The sequence below is a fragment of the Algibacter sp. L4_22 genome (assembly GCF_023473045.1).
Taxonomy (GTDB): Bacteria; Bacteroidota; Bacteroidia; order Flavobacteriales; family Flavobacteriaceae; genus Algibacter.
Genome location: NZ_JAMCOK010000007.1, coordinates 116,543 through 132,396, shown reverse-complemented (window position 1 = coordinate 132,396; position 15,854 = coordinate 116,543). Strand labels below are relative to the sequence as shown.

Here is a 15,854-nt window from a genome sequence, read left to right as displayed (position 1 = left end):
TTCGGTACTTTGTTTATAGCATTTTAATTTGAAAACACTCTTTATAAAATACAGGTCGGTAATAAAGTTCATACTTACATTTTTGGTAGTGTATATTCTGCTATCTGTACTCTATAAATTTTATTTACAATTTTCTGATGGTTCTAAGTTTTATCCAGATTATTTTACGCATTTAGTTGGCCAACAAGCTAGTTCTTTACTAAGTACGTTTGGTTATGATGCTCAGCTTCTACCGCACCCAAGTGAGCCTTCCTTAAAACTTGTTTTAAAGGGAGAGTATGTGGCGAGAATAATAGAGGGCTGTAATGGGTTGAGTGTGCTAATCTTGTTTGTTTCGTTTATTGTTGCCTTCTCAGGGAAGTTAAAAACAACTATTTTATATATCCTTTCCGGTAGCGTTATTATTTATGTTGTTAATGTTTTACGGATTGTGATTTTATCGATTGGGATTTATAGTTATCCCAAGCAATCGGAATTTTTACATTCCGTAGTGTTTCCTGCTATTATTTATGGCGTTGTTTTTCTACTATGGGTGTTTTGGGTAAATCGTTTTTCTAAATTAAGTAAGAAGGATGTCTAAGCTTGTTAAATATATTCTACTTTTTTTATTGTTCGGGTTATTGGTTTTAATTCGGTGGTTTGAAAATGAGTTGTTTTACGATCCGTATTTAACCTTTTTTCATAACGATTATTTGTACATCGATAGTCCGCGTAGAGAAGTGTTAAAACTTATTGCTTTTACCGCGCTGCGCTATGCTTTAAATGGTTTGGTTTCTTTAGCGATTCTTTATGTAGTTTTTAAAGATAGAAGCATTGTAAAGTTTTCTGCTTTAGTTTACGTTATGACTTTTATGGTTTTAATCTGTGGGTATTTATACTTTGTAATTAACCCGAAACAATCCGATTATTATCTCTTTTTTAATTTGAGACGTTTTTTAATTCAACCGGTAATTTTAATATTGTTATTGCCTGCTTTTTATTACTATAAATTAACGAAGGATATAAAATAATCTTTTATTCTGAAGAAATATAGAAGACCTATTTCTATAAGCTTAATTGAATATTTTTTTATTTAAGAATAAAAAAAAGGTGATTAATCAGTTTTAAAACCTCATAAACACCTTCGTTATATTAATTTCTATAGATTTATTTTATCAATCCAGCACGTTTTAATAACGCTTCTGGTTTTGGTTCTTGACCTCTAAAACGTTTATAAAGTACCATTGGGTTTTCTGTTCCACCTTGAGAAAGTATGTTGTCTTTAAATTTGGTAGCGACTTCTTTGTTGAAAATACCAGCTTCTTTAAAGTATTCAAAAGCATCGGCGTCTAAAACTTCGGCCCATTTATAACTGTAATATCCAGAAGAATATCCACCTTGGAATATATGAGAAAATGCCGTACTCATACAAGTTTCTTTTGTTTTTGGATATAGATTAGTATCTTTAAAAGCTTCAGTTTCGAAATCTTTGACACTAGTTGTTTTGCTAGGATCTTGACCATGCCATTTCATATCTAATAACCCGAAACTTAATTGACGTAGCGTTTGCATACCTTGATGAAAACTAGCCGAATCTTTAATTTTTTCAACTAAATCCATCGGGATAACTTCTCCAGTTTCATAATGTTTAGCAAACAATTCTAAGGCTTCTTTTTCGTAACACCAGTTTTCCATTACTTGACTTGGCAACTCTACAAAATCCCAAAAAACACTGGTTCCAGATAAACTTGGGTATATTGTGTTAGCTAACATGCCATGTAGTGCGTGTCCAAATTCGTGGAATAGGGTAGTGACCTCGTTAAAAGTTAATAAGGATGGTTTGCTTTTGGTTGGTTTAGTGAAATTGCAAACTATGGAAATATGCGGACGGCTATTTTCTCCGTCTATAACATATTGTGGTTTGTAAGATGTCATCCAAGCACCGTTTCTTTTTCCTGCTCTTGGGAAGAAATCGGCATAAAAAACAGAAACTAAATTCCCGTTTTCATCCGTAACCTTATAGGTTAAAACATCTTCGTGATATTTATCAATTGTATCAATTTCTTCAAAACTTAAATCGAATAATTTGTTGGCAACCGTAAAAGCACCATCAATTACATTTTCTAATTTAAAATATGGTTTTAGTTGCTCATCATCTAAACTAAATAATTTTTGTTTCAGTTTTTCAGAATAATAAGAGCCATCCCATTTTTCTAATTGGTCTATGTTGTCTAAATCTTTAGCGAATTTTTCTAAATTTTCAAATTCGTTTTTCGCTGCCGGTTTTGCTTTTTCTAACAACTCGTTAGAGAAATCTAAAACTTTTTCAGGTGTTTGCGCCATGCGTTCTTCTAAAACAAAATGAGCATGTGTTTTATAACCTAATAAATTTGCTCGTTCATGGCGTAGATTTACAATTTGAAGTACATTATCTTGATTATCTAAATCATCACCTTTAAAACCTTTGCTTCCTGCTGCTAAAGTTAATTTTTTTCGTAACTCTCTATTATCAGCATAGGTTACAAAAGGAATATAACTAGGGTAATCTAAAGTGAATAACCAACCCGTTTTATCTTTCGATTCTGCTAATTGTTTGGCTGCTTCAATAGTGCCTTCAGGCAAACCTGCTAAATCTTTTTCGTCTGAAATTAACATTTCAAACTTATTGGTTTCGGCTAATATGTTTTCACCAAACTTTAAGCTTAACTGACTCAGTTTTTTGTCTATTTCGCGTAATTTTTCCTTTTTGTCTTCTGGTAAATTAGCTCCGTTTCTAGAAAAACCTTTGTATTTTTTGTCTAATAAGGTTTGTTGTTCAGTGGTTAAATTCAGTTCGCTTTTGTTGTTGTAAACAGTTTTTACACGTTTAAATAAATTTTCATTTAAAGTGATATCATTGCTGAATTCTGACAATAACGGAGAAACTTCTTGAGCTATTTTTTGAATAGTTTCATTAGTTTCAGCAGAATTCAGATTAAAAAATATACTAGAAATTCTGTCTAATTGTTCTCCGGAAAAATCTAGAGCAACGATTGTGTTTTCAAAAGAAGGGGCTTCTGTATTGTTAACTATAGCATCAATTTCAGCTTTAGCTTGTTGTATAGATTCCTTAAAAGTTGGAAGATAATCGTCGTTTTCAATCGCTAAAAAAGGCGCTGAATTGTATGGTGTTTGGAATGGGGTAATTAAAGATGTTTTTATCATTTTAATTAAATATAAGTTAAAATTAAAATTTAGTATGTACGCATAGTAAATTATTGTAAATTTGCATCAACAATTTTTAGAGTGACTAACTCTTATAGGATTATTGTTAATAGCTAGAAAAACCTTGAAATTTATATTTCGAGGTTTTTCATTTTATAGTATTAGCCTAAGTCTTTAGCCGATTCGTTTACTTTTACTTTCAAGTCTTCTTTATAGGCTATAATTTTATCTAGAACAACTTTGTCACTCGCTCCTAAAATTTGAGCCGCTAAAATCCCTGCGTTTTTCGCGCCGTTTAAAGCTACGGTTGCCACGGGAACACCGCCTGGCATTTGCAAAATGGATAGCACAGAATCCCAGCCATCAATAGAATTACTGCTTTTTACAGGAACTCCAATAACGGGTAATGGAGATAGAGAAGCAATCATGCCTGGTAAATGTGCTGCGCCACCTGCACCTGCAATTACAACTGCAAAACCTCTTGTGTGAGCGTTTTTCCCGTAGTCGAATAATTTTTCTGGTGTACGATGAGCCGAAACAATATCAACTTCAACCTCAATATTAAATCCCTTTAAAATATCTATTGCATCTTGCATTACTGGCAGGTCGCTTTTGCTTCCCATGATGACTCCTACTTTATTCATTTTCAATATGAATTAAATTTATAATTGTTTTTTTTGAATCGCTTCGAATGATAAAAGCCTCCAATATGTTTTATTCTGAAATTACTCGAATAGAGTTCTTAACTTCTTCCGCAATCCGTCTTGCTTCGTTTAAATCTTCATTTACAATAGTAACATGGCCCATTTTTCTAAACGGGCGAGTTTGTTTTTTTCCATAAATATGTGGTGTTACACCATCCATACTCATTATTTTTTCTATGTTTTCGTAAACCACATTTCCGCTAAATCCTTCGGCACCAACAAGGTTAACCATTACGCCTCCCACTTTGTTATCAGTACGTCCTAAAGGTAAATTTAAAATGGCGCGAATATGTTGTTCAAATTGCGATGTATAGCTAGCTTCAATAGTTTGGTGACCAGAATTATGTGGTCTTGGAGCGACTTCGTTTATTAAAATTTCATCGTTTTCTGTTTGAAACATTTCAACAGCCAATAATCCAACATGGTTAATCGCTTTAGAAACTTTTAATGCTGCTTCTTCTGCTTTTTTAGCAACAGTAGCATCAATTCTAGCGGGACAAATTACATATTCTACTTGGTTGGCCTCTGGGTGAAATTCCATTTCTACCACTGGGTAGGTTTTTGTTTCTCCCAATGCATTTCTTGCCACAATTACTGCAAGTTCGTTTTTAAAAGGCACCAAATTTTCAGTAATGCATTCTACGTTAGGTAGATCTTTTAAATCGTCAACTGTTTTTACAATTTTAACACCGGTGCCATCATAACCAAATTGAGCGCATTTCCAAACAAAAGGTAAGCTTAAACTACCGTGATTTATGGCTTCTGTTATTTCCGAAGTAAAAGCAAAACGTGTAAATGGAGACGTTGGAATATTATTGTCCACATAAAATAATTTCTGTGTGGCTTTGTTTTGGATAATTTGTAATGTTTTAGCCGATGGATATACTTTTACACCTTCTTTTTCAAGGGCCACCAAAGCATCAATGTTTACATTTTCTATTTCAATCGTTAAAACATCTACTTGTTTCCCAAAGTTGTAAACCGCATCATAATTCATTAAATCGCCAAGGTGAAATTCATCGCAAGCTGTTTTGCAAGGGGCTTCGTTACTAGATTCTAAAACACAAGTGTAAATATCGAGTTTTCGAGTGTTGTAAAGTAGCATTTTACCCAGTTGGCCACCACCTAAAATACCGAGTTTAAAATTGGAAGAAAAGTAATTCATTGGTTTGTTTTTAACTAAATCGTCATAATTATGAGCAAAAATACGTTATAATCTTAAAATAGGCTTCAATTCATAAATCAAAAAAGCCTAAATCGTTAATCTATTGATTATCTTTGCCACTTTAAAAATTAATAACGGTGATAAAGTTACACGACAAATATTTTAAACCATTTATTACAGCAAAACAAATCGATGATGCGTTAGCTAGGATGGCCGATGAGATTGCGAACGATATTGGAGAAGAAGTTCCTGTTTTTATAGGGGTGCTAAACGGTTCGTTTATGGTGGTAAGCGATTTTGTGAAAAAATATCCAAAACCTTGCGAGGTTACATTTATCAAATTAGCATCATACGAAGGTGTGAAATCTACTGAAGATATTCAGCGTTTAATTGGTTTAACCCAGGATTTAACAGGACGTACCGTAGTTATTTTAGAGGATATTATTGATACCGGAAATACGCTAACCGAAATACACCGCATTTTTGAAAACGAGAATGTAAAAGCGTTAAAAATTGCAACATTATTTTACAAGCCCGAAGCATATAAAAAAGATTTTAAACTACATTATGTTGGTATAGAAATCCCTAATAAGTTTATTGTAGGTTACGGCCTAGATTACGATGGATTGGGAAGGAATATACCAGAAGTATATCAAATAAAAGAAACACAACACATGACAAATTTAGTGCTATTTGGCCCTCCAGGAGCAGGCAAAGGAACACAGGCGAACTTTTTAAAAGAAAAATACAACTTGGTACATATTTCTACCGGCGACGTTTTTCGATTTAACATTAAAAACAAAACGGCTTTAGGTATGTTAGCTAAATCGTTTATTGATAAAGGCGAGCTCGTTCCAGACCAAGTAACTATAGATATGTTAAACGCTGAGGTTGAAAAAAATGCTGATGCAAAAGGTTTTATCTTCGATGGTTTTCCAAGAACGAATGCACAAGCAGAATCTCTTGATAAACTAATGGAAGCTAAAGATTCGCAAATTAACGCGATGATTGCACTTGAAGTTGATGATGAAATTTTAGTAGGGCGTTTATTAAAAAGAGGAGAAACAAGTGGCAGAGCTGATGATGCTGATGAATCTATTATAAGAAATAGAATTACAGAATATTACAGCAAAACTGCAATTTTAAAAGATTACTACAGCGCTCAAGATAAATACTTTGGTGTTGATGGTGTTGGAAGTATAGAAGATATTACCGTGCGTTTAAGCACTGCTATAGATAATCTATAAGTTGAAAAGTGTATTCGTTTAGCTGTTTATATAAAAGCAGATATTTTTATTCGAGGTGAAAATCGACTAAACAACTTTACAACAAGCAAAGAAATAAAGAAAGAAAAATGACAGAAGGAAATTTTGTAGATTACGTAAAAATGTATGTAAGCTCTGGTAAAGGTGGCCGTGGATCGGCACATTTACACCGCGAAAAATATATCACAAAAGGTGGTCCCGATGGAGGAGATGGTGGTCGTGGCGGACACATAATTCTACGCGGAAACGATAACCTTTGGACCCTTCTGCATTTAAAATATAAAAAACACCTTCGTGCCGGTCACGGTGAGAACGGAGGCAAAAGTAGAAGTTTTGGTGCCGATGGAGAAGATTTTTACCTAGACGTGCCTTTAGGAACAGTTGTTCGTGATACAGAAACTAACGACATTATTCTTGAAATTACCGAAAACGGCGAAGAGCAAATTATTGCCGAAGGCGGAAAAGGTGGTCTTGGTAACTGGCACTTTCGTACATCAACAAACCAAACGCCACGCTATGCGCAACCTGGGTTGCCTATGGAAGAAAAGTACATAACTCTTGAGTTAAAAGTACTTGCCGATGTTGGTTTGGTAGGTTTTCCTAATGCTGGAAAATCAACACTTTTATCTGTAGTAACCTCTGCAAAACCGAAAATTGCCGATTACGAATTCACCACCCTAAAACCAAATTTAGGTATCGTGAAATATCGTGATTTTCAAACTTTTGTAATGGCAGATATTCCTGGGATTATCGAAGGCGCAGCCGAAGGTAGAGGGCTTGGGCATTACTTTTTACGCCATATTGAGCGTAACTCGATTTTGTTGTTCATGATTCCTGCCGATGCTGAAGATATCAAAAAACAATACGATATTCTACTCGACGAACTACGTCGTTACAACCCAGAAATGCTAGATAAAGATCGTATAATAGCCATATCTAAAAGCGATATGCTTGACGATGAACTTCAAGCCGAACTAAAAATAGAACTCGATAACGAACTTCCAATTCCATACATCTTTATTTCATCTGTAGCTCAAAAAGGCATCACTGAATTGAAGGATATGCTTTGGAAAATGTTAAACTAATAAAATATTTTGGGCGTTACCCGAAAAGGGTCGCGCTTTCACTACTCGCTCCCTTCCTTTGGTCGGGGAGCTCAAACAGGTCGTTCAATCGCTAACGCAGGTAAATCTGTCTAGTTGGTTTGTAAAACTAAATTATTATACTTTTTGCCAGGTAAATCAAAAGTTAGTCCAAAATTAGAAATTAATATTTGGAACAATTTTTGTTTAAATTTATAGAAAATACAAACTATGAAAATTGCAAAAGTACTAGCCCTTTTATTTTTAGTAGCATCCTGCGCACCTGTTTACGTGAATTACGATTACGAAAAAGGTACAGATTTCACCAAATACAAGAGTTATAATTATTACGCCGAGATGAAAACAGGTTTAAGTGAACTCGATACAAAGCGTTTGTTAGATGCTTTAGATGTTCAGCTTAAAGAAAAAGGATTTGTTCTTTCGGACAATCCGAGTTTTTTCATCGATATAAAAAGTACTGAATTTCAAGGTGCACAAAGACAAACTGTTGGTGTAGGTGTTGGCGGCGGTGGCGGTAATGTTGGCGGCGGAATTTCCATAGGACTGCCTATTGGTCAAGCTCAAGTAACCCGCAAAGTAACCTTCGATTTTGTTGACGAGAATATAAAACAACTCTTTTGGCAAGCCGTTAGCGAATCTAATTTCAATCCAAACAGCACACCCGAAAAAAGAGAAGCGCGCTTAAGTGCTATTGTTGCTAAGGTTTTAAAGAAGTATCCGCCTAAAGAGTAAGTTAGTTTTTTACTAAGCGTTTGCTTGCTATAAGTACATTGTTAGCATAGAAATTTGTTAAATAAATTCCGGTACTAAAAGCACTAATATCTATTGGTTTAATTTCAGAATTAGAAAGCGAAGTAGAAAGTAGTTTTCTGCCTTCCATTGAAATAATATCAACTTTTAAATTTTCAAGAGTCTCACTTTCAAATCTCAAATTTACCATATTTGAAACTGGATTTGGGAACATTAAAACCTCGAAATTATCACTCAAACTTTCAATAGATTCGATACCTAAACTAGAATGGTTTATAGTCCATGTTACTGTGCTTATGTGTTTTGTTTCGTGATTATCAATTTTTAGTAAAGAACTTGGGTTGTCATGAATTACGGCCGTTAAAGTGTTTAATCCTATATTTAAATCGGTTTCTTGAATAATAACATTGTCAACGCTAGAAGCAAAAAGATTCCCATTAAGAGTCCATGCTCTTTCTAAATCATGTGTTGGTTTTATTAAGGATAATTTAAATTCTAAAGGTAATTCGGGGTTGTTAACTGTTGTCGTATTTGGTTCGTAACTTTCTAAAGAAGGTAATAAATCATGTATTTTTTCAATTATACCTTCAGTGCAAACGGGACAAAAGGTATAGTTTAGGTTTTCCATAATACACTTTTGGTGTGGCTTATACCATTCTGCACAATTGCCTGTGTCGCATGTATATTGGTAAACGCCAACATTTTTTGTGCCTACCCAATTTTTCCATTTTACAAGATTTTCATCACTTTCTTTAGTCATGTTTATGGCTTCTTCAGTAAAAAAATCACCAGGGTAATATTCGTCTTTGAGATCAAACATAGAATGTCCGAGTTCGTGAATTACGGTTTTTGGCCCCCAATATCCAGTGTAACTCATTGGGAATTCTCCACCACTTGCACCATATACGTCTGAATTTACTAAAATTAAAGCTTGATCGTAAGTCGGGAAATTATCAGCTAACACACTATTTATTTTTACTTCGGTTTGGTTAGCATAGTCTCCGTCTAATTCATAAAAAAGTCTTCTGTGTGCACCAAAAGAGTCGTAAGTGGCATTAAAATAAGTGTCAACATTAGTTATAGGCGAGATCGGTGCGTCCGGTGTTTCTAGCGGCTCATCACTTTCTCCAGGATGATCTGCACCACTTTCATTTGATGGTACGTAAATGATATGAACGTTAAAGTAATTGGCATATTCTTTAAAAGGGGATTCGTTAAACATACTATTTGTGTAGCTAACGGCGTCCGTTTTAAATTGTTCAAACTCACTAACTTGATAGCCTTCGCTTAAAATCACCAAATTGAGACGTTTATCATTGTCTCCAAAGTTTTGAATGGTTTCTTGAGTAAAAACCTGAGCCCATATAAACTGGTAATTCAGTAATAAAAACGAGATATAAATAAGCTGTTTCATGTTATTCAATGCTAGAGATAATAAGCGTTTTTGTGTTTTGTAGAGAGTCAATAATCTCTTTAATTCGAATAAACTTGGTTGCAGGGTTTAACTGAATGCGTAAATTTAATGATGTTTGCTTTATGGAAACTCTTCGCTTTTTAAAAGATAGGGAATCGGTTGTGAATTCTATAGATTTTAATAAAGGATTTGAAATGATTTGGTTGGAAAGTGTTTTTTTATTGTTGTCTAGTTGTACGCAAACTAAATCGCCTACTGCACCCGAATTAATATATTTTGAGCTCTTGTTTCGTAATTTGCCATCAACTATTTTTTTATCAATAAATTGAATCGATTTTTCTCCGCTATCGTTTTTAGAAATCTTATAGTTTAAAAAAATAAGTTTAGGGTTGCTTTCCGTAATAATCTGGTTGTCAGTAATTTTTAATTTTGAAGCACAAGAGATGCATGCTAAAATAAGGAACATTAAAAATGTAGTTTTAACTTTGTAAAAGTTAGTATGTTTTGGGGCAACTTTTTTCACAATACAATTAAAAAATTTATGCAAAGTTACGGAATATAGTGTTTTCCTCTGTTTTTATAGATGGGAATGCTTTAATTTTGGATGAAAAGCTTGATATTATATCGATAAAAAACGAAAAGAATGATTATTGTAAAAAGAACAAATCCTGATAATTTAGACTTTCAAGAACTGGTTAGAGCTTTAGATCTTGATTTAGATGGGTATTATAAAGAAAAAACATCGTTTTACGGAAAACTTAATAATACTGAAAAAATAAAACATGCTGTTGTGGCTTATGATGAAAACGAAAACCTTGTTGGTTGTGGAAGTATTAAAGCGTTTTCTAATCATGAAGTTGAAATTAAACGCATGTTTGTGCCTTTAAATTTTCGTGGAAAAGGTATTGCTTTATCTATTTTATCAGCTTTGGAAGATTGGGGAAAGGAACTAGATTTTGAAAATTGTATTCTCGAAACATTAAAAGAGAAGCCTTATGCTATTCGTTTCTATGAAAAAAATAATTATCGCATTATTCCAAACTTTGGAGATTATGTAAAAGCGAATAATAGTATTTGTTTCTCTAAAAAATTAAAATAAAGAATGGTATGAAAACTTATATCGCATTACTAAGAGGAATAAATGTTGGTGGGGAAAAGAAAGTTTTAATGGCGGAACTTCGTGATTTTCTTACTGAAATTGGCTTCAAAAATGTTCAAACTTATATTCAAAGTGGTAATATTATTTTTAATTCTGAAGAAGAGGAGCAATTTAAACTAGAAGAAAAAATTCGAGATGCTATTTTAGCTAATTTTGGATTCGAAGTCCCTGTTCTTGTTAGAACGCATCAAGAATTAGAAGCTATTTTTAAAAACAGTCCCTTTTCCGAAGAAAAAAAGAAAAGTAGTTATTTTTCATTATTATACAACACTCCAAATAAAAACTTGGCAAATGAGGCTTCTAAAATAGAGTATGAAAATGAAGAGATTATAATTACTGCTAATTGTGTATATTTTTATTCGGCTATTGGTTACGGAAAGACAAAGTATAACAATAATTTTTTTGAACGAAAACTTAAAGTAACCGCAACTGCTAGAAATTATAAAACCATGGTAAAGTTACTTGAGTTAGCAGCAAAGAACGATTAAAAAAGGAATTATACTCTATTCACGAATTCATTAAAAATAGCGCATATATTTCTTATTTTTGCCAAAACAAGCTTCCTTTAAGCTGAAAATTTAAACATGAACGAAACCGATTTTATCCCAAAACCATATTTAAACCATATTGAAAGCGGAGACTTCACGTGGAGTTCGCCAAGTAACATTGCCTTGGTTAAATATTGGGGCAAAAAGCAAGATCAAATACCCGAAAACCCATCGATAAGTTTTACGCTCGATTATTGTAAAACCACTACAAAACTAAGTTTTTCGAAAAAGGAAAATAAAGAAGCTTTTTCGTTTGATGTGTTTTTAGATAATGAAAAAAAGGATGATTTTAAACCGAAAATTGAAACGTTTTTTAAACGTATAGAAATCTATTTACCATTTTTAAAAGATTTTCATTTTAAAATAGAAACATCAAATTCGTTTCCACATAGTTCTGGTATTGCATCATCGGCATCAGGGATGAGTGCGTTGGCATTGTGTTTAATGAGTATAGAAAAGGAGTTTGTTGAAAATATTTCAGATGAGTTTTTTATTCAGAAAGCATCATTTTTGGCTCGCTTAGGTTCTGGAAGTGCTTGCCGTAGTTTAGAAGGTGATTTGGTGGTTTGGGGAAAACATGATGAAATTGATGGAAGTTCAGATTTGTTCGGTGTAAAATATCCGTTTGAAGTTCATCAAAGTTTTAAAAACTATCACGATACTATTTTGCTAGTTGATAAAGGAGAAAAGCAAGTAAGTAGTTCGGTTGGCCATAATTTAATGTACGGTCATCCATTCGCTCAGCAACGTTTTGAGCAGGCTAATAAAAATCTGTCGAGCATAAAAAGCATCTTAAAATCTGGTGATTTAAATGCTTTTATAGGTTTAGTAGAAAGTGAAGCGCTAACGCTACACGCTATGATGATGACGAGTATGCCTTATTTTATTTTAATGAAACCAAATACTTTAGAAATTATAAATAAAATTTGGAGTTTTAGAGAATCTACAGGGTCTAAAGTGTGTTTTACTTTAGATGCAGGAGCCAATGTACATGTCTTGTATCCTGAAAATGAAGCTGTTTCTGTGCTTAAATTCATTAAAAATGAATTAGTGATTTTTTGCCAGAAAGGTGAATATATTAACGATAAAATTGGTTTTGGAGCTCAATTAATTAAAGTAGAGTAGATCTTTTTTACGAATTTAATTGTATCTTATTACTTGATTTAATATAAATTAGAAAGCGTGAAAATATTGTTAAAAATAAAAGTATTATTTTTGCAATAATTATTGTGAATTATTTGACGAAGAAGGATTTACAATGTTTAAGCCCAAATTAGCCAAAAACGGGGAGATTATTGGTAAGTACTGTTATATGTTAAAGCGGTAGTTATTAATTTTTTACTTTAAATTATTTATTTATGAAAGGACCATTATTTTACTCAAAAATATTACTCTTTGGAGAGTATGGAATCATTAAGGATTCTAAAGGTTTATCTATACCTTATAATTTTTATAATGGGGCTTTAAAAAAGGATAATAATCCGTCGGAAGCTGCAATTGCTTCCAATGCAAGTTTAAAACGTTATGTTGATTATTTAGAAAATATTAATCCAGAATTGGTTGTTTTTGATGTGGCTTCACTAAAAAAACACGTGAATTCGGGTATGTATTTTGACTCGTCTATTCCTCAAGGTTATGGTGTAGGTAGTAGCGGCGCTTTAGTTGCTGCTATTTATGATAAATATGCTCAAGATAAAATTACTGTTTTGGAGAATTTAACGCGTGAAAAACTTTTAAAGTTAAAAACAGTTTTTTCTGAAATGGAATCTTTTTTTCATGGAAAATCTTCGGGTTTAGATCCGTTAAATAGTTATTTAAGTATTCCAATTCTTATCAATTCTAAAGATAATATTGAAGCTACAGGTATTCCTGCTCAACAAAATGGAGGTAAAGGAGCTGTGTTTTTATTAGATAGTGGCATTGTAGGAGAAACAGCACCTATGGTAAGTTTATTTATGGAAAACATGAAGCAAGAGGGTTTTCGTAATATGTTGAAAAATCAATTTATAAAACATACCGATGCCTGTGTAGATGATTTTCTAAAAGGAGATATTAAATCCTTATTTAAAAACACGAAGAGTTTGTCTAAAGTGGTTTTAAGTCATTTTAAACCCATGATTCCTCAACAGTTTCATGCACTTTGGAAAAAAGGTATCGACACCAACGATTATTATTTAAAACTTTGTGGTTCTGGTGGTGGAGGTTATATTTTAGGTTTTACTGAAGATCTTGGTAAAGCCGAAAAAGCACTTTCTGATTATAAATTAGAAGTAGTTTATAACTTCTAAATTTCATGTTTTGTTATATTGTTTCGTGAACTTTCGAAATTGTTTAACAATATTTTCAAAAGCAATTTTTTATGTTGTCCAGAAAACAAAAGCACATTTTACTTAAGTTTTTTAGTATGTTTTCTGTAGTGCGTGGTTACAATATTCTTGTTGTTGTAATAGCCCAATATTTAACTGCGATTTTTATTCTTGCACATGATCTACCTGTAAAACAAGTTGTTTTAGATTTAAATTTACTCATGCTTGTTTTAGCATCGGCTGCTGCGATTGCTGGCGGATACATTATCAATAATTTTTACGACTCAGAAAAGGATTTAATTAATCGACCTATAAAATCTAAGTTAGATAAACTAATTAGTCAAAACACGAAGCTGTCTTTCTATTTTGTGCTTAATTTTTTAGCTGCAGTTATGGCGAGCTACGTATCTTTTAAAGGTGTTATTTTCTTTTCTGTTTATATTTTTGGAATATGGTTTTATTCGCATAAGTTAAAGAAAATGCTTTTTATTGGTAATTTAACGTCTGCTGTTTTAACTATAACTCCATTTTTTGCAATTTTTATGTATTACAAAAACTTCGAACACGTAATTTTTGTACATGCTATATTCTTATTTCTAATAATGTCTATGAGAGAGCTTACCAAGGATTTAGAAAATATAAAAGGAGATTTGGCTCAAAACTACAAGACTATTCCCATTGTTTATGGGGAAAAAGCATCGAAAGTTATGTTAACCATTTTGGCTGTTTTAACGTGGTTACCTATGAGTTTGTTGCTTTCGCGTTACGATATTGGTTATATGTATCTATATTTCTATTTATGCATTCCGTTGTTATTGGCTTTTTTGTTAATATTATGGATGTCTCGAACAAAAACGCATTACTTAATACTTCATAATATTTTAAAATTTATAATTGTTGTTGGCGCCTTTAGTATCGTACTTATAAAGGTTAGTGTGGTTTTAAATAGAATTTAGTAAAGAGTTCTTTCTTCAGTTATACATAAAAGAAAAGTAGAACTTCAGCATATATACAACGTATCACGGTTCATTAATAAAACATTGCTATTAAGGGCTTTCGTGATATTTAAAGAAAACAAAAAGTAAAACTTAAATCGTCAATCATAATTTTAAATATATCTTTGCAGAAAATTATTAGTCATGAATAGAAATCAAGGAACAAGCGGAAAAGGGAAACCTTCAGGAAGAGGTAATCAAGGAGAAGCTAAAAAAGGCGTTGCTAGAGGAGGCGAAGGCGGAAAAAGTAAAAGTTTTTCTAGAGGAAATGCGCCTATTAAAAAAGGAAATCCTGCACCTAAAAAAGCGAGTAATCCTGATGAAATTAGACTAAACAAATACATTGCAAATTCTGGAATATGTTCTCGTCGTGAGGCCGATGATCATATTGCTATTGGTTTAGTAACCGTTAACGGTAAAGTAATTACCGAAATGGGATATAAAGTTAAGGTTGCAGACGAAGTTCGTTACGATGGGGCACGTATAAACCCTGAGAAAAAAGCTTACGTTTTATTAAATAAACCTAAAGGATTTGCTACAACAACTAGCGAAGGTAAAGGGAGAACGGTAATGGATTTGGTTGCTAATTCAACAAGTTCGCGTATAAAGCCTATTGGGCGTTTAGGTAGAAACTCTAAGGGGTTAATATTATTTACAAACGATGATGCCATAGCGGCTAAATTTACTAATTCTAAACATGGTGTACCACGCTTATTTCATATTGAATTGGATAAGAACTTAAAACTTGAAGATCTTAAAAAGATACAAGCTGGTTTTAAAATTGATGGAAAACTTATTGAAGTAGAGGAAATTAGCTATATCGATAATGCGTCTAAAAAAGAAATTGGACTTAAAATTAAAAATACAGGAAACACTATTATTCGTAGTATTTTCGATTACATTAAATACGAGATTGTTACTTTAGATTGCGTTGCTATTGGGCATTTAACTAAAAAAGATATTCCTCGCGGAAGCTGGAAACATTTAACTGAGCAAGAGTTAAACACTTTAAAAATGTTGTAAACTTTTTAAGTTAAGTTTAAAAAATAGAAGCCGTTTTTTTCGGTACAAAGCGCACGTGTAAATTTTTATACGTGCGTTTTTTATTGTTTTAAGAACTAAATATTATTAATTTAAAACAGAAACTATCGAGTGGATTCAGGGCTTTTGGAGATGATAAAAAATATTTTAAAAATAAATTAAAAAAAAGTTTGTATTTCATTTTTTTGTATTTCATTTGCACTATTATTAGCTGAACGAAT

Annotated in this window: 16 protein-coding genes; 11 read left to right on the top strand and 5 right to left on the bottom strand. The window is 32.6% G+C overall.

The genetic code is table 11. From position 1 onward, the window contains the following. Window positions 1-28: 28 nt before the first annotated feature. Together xrtF and M4I23_RS17140 are read left to right on the top strand one after the other, a co-directional pair. Window positions 29-580, top strand: a complete 552-nt coding sequence (gene xrtF, locus M4I23_RS17145; protein ID WP_262922302.1) for an exosortase family protein XrtF — start codon at window positions 29-31, stop codon at window positions 578-580. Then, window positions 573-1,010 (top strand): exosortase F system-associated protein, encoded by a 438-nt coding sequence (locus tag M4I23_RS17140; protein ID WP_249755205.1) that lies wholly within the window; start codon window positions 573-575, stop codon window positions 1,008-1,010. The genes xrtF and M4I23_RS17140 overlap by 8 nt, the downstream gene beginning before the upstream one ends. 136 nt (window positions 1,011-1,146) lie before the next feature. On the opposite strand, the gene M4I23_RS17135 is transcribed toward M4I23_RS17140, so the two are convergent. The 3 genes from M4I23_RS17135 to M4I23_RS17125 form a co-directional block, all read right to left on the bottom strand. Then, the gene (locus M4I23_RS17135) at window positions 1,147-3,183 is read right to left on the bottom strand and encodes a M3 family metallopeptidase (RefSeq protein ID WP_249755204.1); all 2,037 of its coding nucleotides are present in this window, start codon (window positions 3,181-3,183) and stop codon (window positions 1,147-1,149) included. A 161-nt stretch (window positions 3,184-3,344) separates the two neighbouring features. Next, window positions 3,345-3,827 carry a 5-(carboxyamino)imidazole ribonucleotide mutase gene (gene purE / locus M4I23_RS17130; protein WP_249755203.1) on the bottom strand — a complete coding sequence of 161 codons (483 nt, stop codon included), beginning with the start codon at window positions 3,825-3,827 and terminating at the stop codon, window positions 3,345-3,347. A gap of 70 nt (window positions 3,828-3,897) precedes the next feature. After that, window positions 3,898-5,052, bottom strand: coding sequence for a 5-(carboxyamino)imidazole ribonucleotide synthase (locus M4I23_RS17125; RefSeq protein WP_249755202.1), 1,155 nt, complete (start codon window positions 5,050-5,052; stop codon window positions 3,898-3,900). Between the two features lie 137 nt (window positions 5,053-5,189). On the opposite strand from M4I23_RS17125, the gene M4I23_RS17120 reads away from it, so the two are divergent. The 3 genes from M4I23_RS17120 to M4I23_RS17110 all read left to right on the top strand — a co-directional run bounded on the left by M4I23_RS17120 (window position 5,190) and on the right by M4I23_RS17110 (window position 8,152). Further along, entirely contained in the window at window positions 5,190-6,299 is a 1,110-nt protein-coding gene (locus M4I23_RS17120) for an adenylate kinase (protein WP_158845350.1), read from the top strand. Window positions 6,300-6,406: 107 nt separating this feature from the next. Then, a complete protein-coding gene (gene obgE / locus M4I23_RS17115) occupies window positions 6,407-7,402 on the top strand; it encodes a GTPase ObgE (protein ID WP_249755201.1) in 996 nt (331 codons plus the stop codon). A 228-nt stretch (window positions 7,403-7,630) separates the two neighbouring features. Beyond that, window positions 7,631-8,152: a DUF4136 domain-containing protein gene (locus M4I23_RS17110; protein ID WP_158845348.1), complete on the top strand. Its 522-nt coding sequence runs from the start codon at window positions 7,631-7,633 to the stop codon at window positions 8,150-8,152. 1 nt (window position 8,153) lies between these two features. Here the strand turns inward: M4I23_RS17110 and M4I23_RS17105 are convergent, their stop codons facing one another. Next, window positions 8,154-9,584, bottom strand: coding sequence for a M64 family metallopeptidase (locus M4I23_RS17105; RefSeq protein WP_158845345.1), 1,431 nt, complete (start codon window positions 9,582-9,584; stop codon window positions 8,154-8,156). Window position 9,585: 1 nt separating this feature from the next. Continuing rightward, window positions 9,586-10,050: a hypothetical protein gene (locus M4I23_RS17100; protein ID WP_249755200.1), complete on the bottom strand. Its 465-nt coding sequence runs from the start codon at window positions 10,048-10,050 to the stop codon at window positions 9,586-9,588. 177 nt (window positions 10,051-10,227) lie between these two features. Here M4I23_RS17100 and M4I23_RS17095 point away from each other — a divergent pair, with 177 nt between their 5' ends. The 6 genes from M4I23_RS17095 (at window position 10,228) to M4I23_RS17070 (ending at window position 15,615) form a co-directional block, all read left to right on the top strand. After that, window positions 10,228-10,683: a GNAT family N-acetyltransferase gene (locus tag M4I23_RS17095; RefSeq protein WP_158845340.1), complete on the top strand. Its 456-nt coding sequence runs from the start codon at window positions 10,228-10,230 to the stop codon at window positions 10,681-10,683. Between the two features lie 8 nt (window positions 10,684-10,691). Next, window positions 10,692-11,231 carry a DUF1697 domain-containing protein gene (locus tag M4I23_RS17090; protein WP_249755199.1) on the top strand — a complete coding sequence of 180 codons (540 nt, stop codon included), beginning with the start codon at window positions 10,692-10,694 and terminating at the stop codon, window positions 11,229-11,231. 96 nt (window positions 11,232-11,327) lie between these two features. Further along, window positions 11,328-12,416, top strand: a complete 1,089-nt coding sequence (locus M4I23_RS17085; protein ID WP_249755198.1) for a diphosphomevalonate/mevalonate 3,5-bisphosphate decarboxylase family protein — start codon at window positions 11,328-11,330, stop codon at window positions 12,414-12,416. Between the two features lie 233 nt (window positions 12,417-12,649). Beyond that, window positions 12,650-13,579, top strand: a complete 930-nt coding sequence (locus M4I23_RS17080; RefSeq protein ID WP_158845334.1) for a mevalonate kinase — start codon at window positions 12,650-12,652, stop codon at window positions 13,577-13,579. Between the two features lie 71 nt (window positions 13,580-13,650). Next, the gene (locus M4I23_RS17075) at window positions 13,651-14,553 is read left to right on the top strand and encodes a geranylgeranylglycerol-phosphate geranylgeranyltransferase (RefSeq protein ID WP_158845332.1); all 903 of its coding nucleotides are present in this window, start codon (window positions 13,651-13,653) and stop codon (window positions 14,551-14,553) included. Between the two features lie 183 nt (window positions 14,554-14,736). Further along, a complete protein-coding gene (locus tag M4I23_RS17070) occupies window positions 14,737-15,615 on the top strand; it encodes a pseudouridine synthase (protein ID WP_158845329.1) in 879 nt (292 codons plus the stop codon). Window positions 15,616-15,854 lie beyond the last annotated feature (239 nt).

Coding starts and splice junctions, on each gene's coding strand:
- M4I23_RS17140 (WP_249755205.1), top strand. CDS start 573: ATGTCTAAGCTTGTTAAATATATTCTACTTTTTTTATTGTTCGGGTTA.
- M4I23_RS17135 (WP_249755204.1), bottom strand. CDS start 3,183: ATGATAAAAACATCTTTAATTACCCCATTCCAAACACCATACAATTCA.
- purE (WP_249755203.1), bottom strand. CDS start 3,827: ATGAATAAAGTAGGAGTCATCATGGGAAGCAAAAGCGACCTGCCAGTA.
- M4I23_RS17125 (WP_249755202.1), bottom strand. CDS start 5,052: ATGAATTACTTTTCTTCCAATTTTAAACTCGGTATTTTAGGTGGTGGC.
- obgE (WP_249755201.1), top strand. CDS start 6,407: ATGACAGAAGGAAATTTTGTAGATTACGTAAAAATGTATGTAAGCTCT.
- M4I23_RS17110 (WP_158845348.1), top strand. CDS start 7,631: ATGAAAATTGCAAAAGTACTAGCCCTTTTATTTTTAGTAGCATCCTGC.
- M4I23_RS17105 (WP_158845345.1), bottom strand. CDS start 9,584: ATGAAACAGCTTATTTATATCTCGTTTTTATTACTGAATTACCAGTTT.
- M4I23_RS17100 (WP_249755200.1), bottom strand. CDS start 10,050: ATGTTCCTTATTTTAGCATGCATCTCTTGTGCTTCAAAATTAAAAATT.
- M4I23_RS17095 (WP_158845340.1), top strand. CDS start 10,228: ATGATTATTGTAAAAAGAACAAATCCTGATAATTTAGACTTTCAAGAA.
- M4I23_RS17090 (WP_249755199.1), top strand. CDS start 10,692: ATGAAAACTTATATCGCATTACTAAGAGGAATAAATGTTGGTGGGGAA.
- M4I23_RS17085 (WP_249755198.1), top strand. CDS start 11,328: ATGAACGAAACCGATTTTATCCCAAAACCATATTTAAACCATATTGAA.
- M4I23_RS17080 (WP_158845334.1), top strand. CDS start 12,650: ATGAAAGGACCATTATTTTACTCAAAAATATTACTCTTTGGAGAGTAT.
- M4I23_RS17075 (WP_158845332.1), top strand. CDS start 13,651: ATGTTGTCCAGAAAACAAAAGCACATTTTACTTAAGTTTTTTAGTATG.
- M4I23_RS17070 (WP_158845329.1), top strand. CDS start 14,737: ATGAATAGAAATCAAGGAACAAGCGGAAAAGGGAAACCTTCAGGAAGA.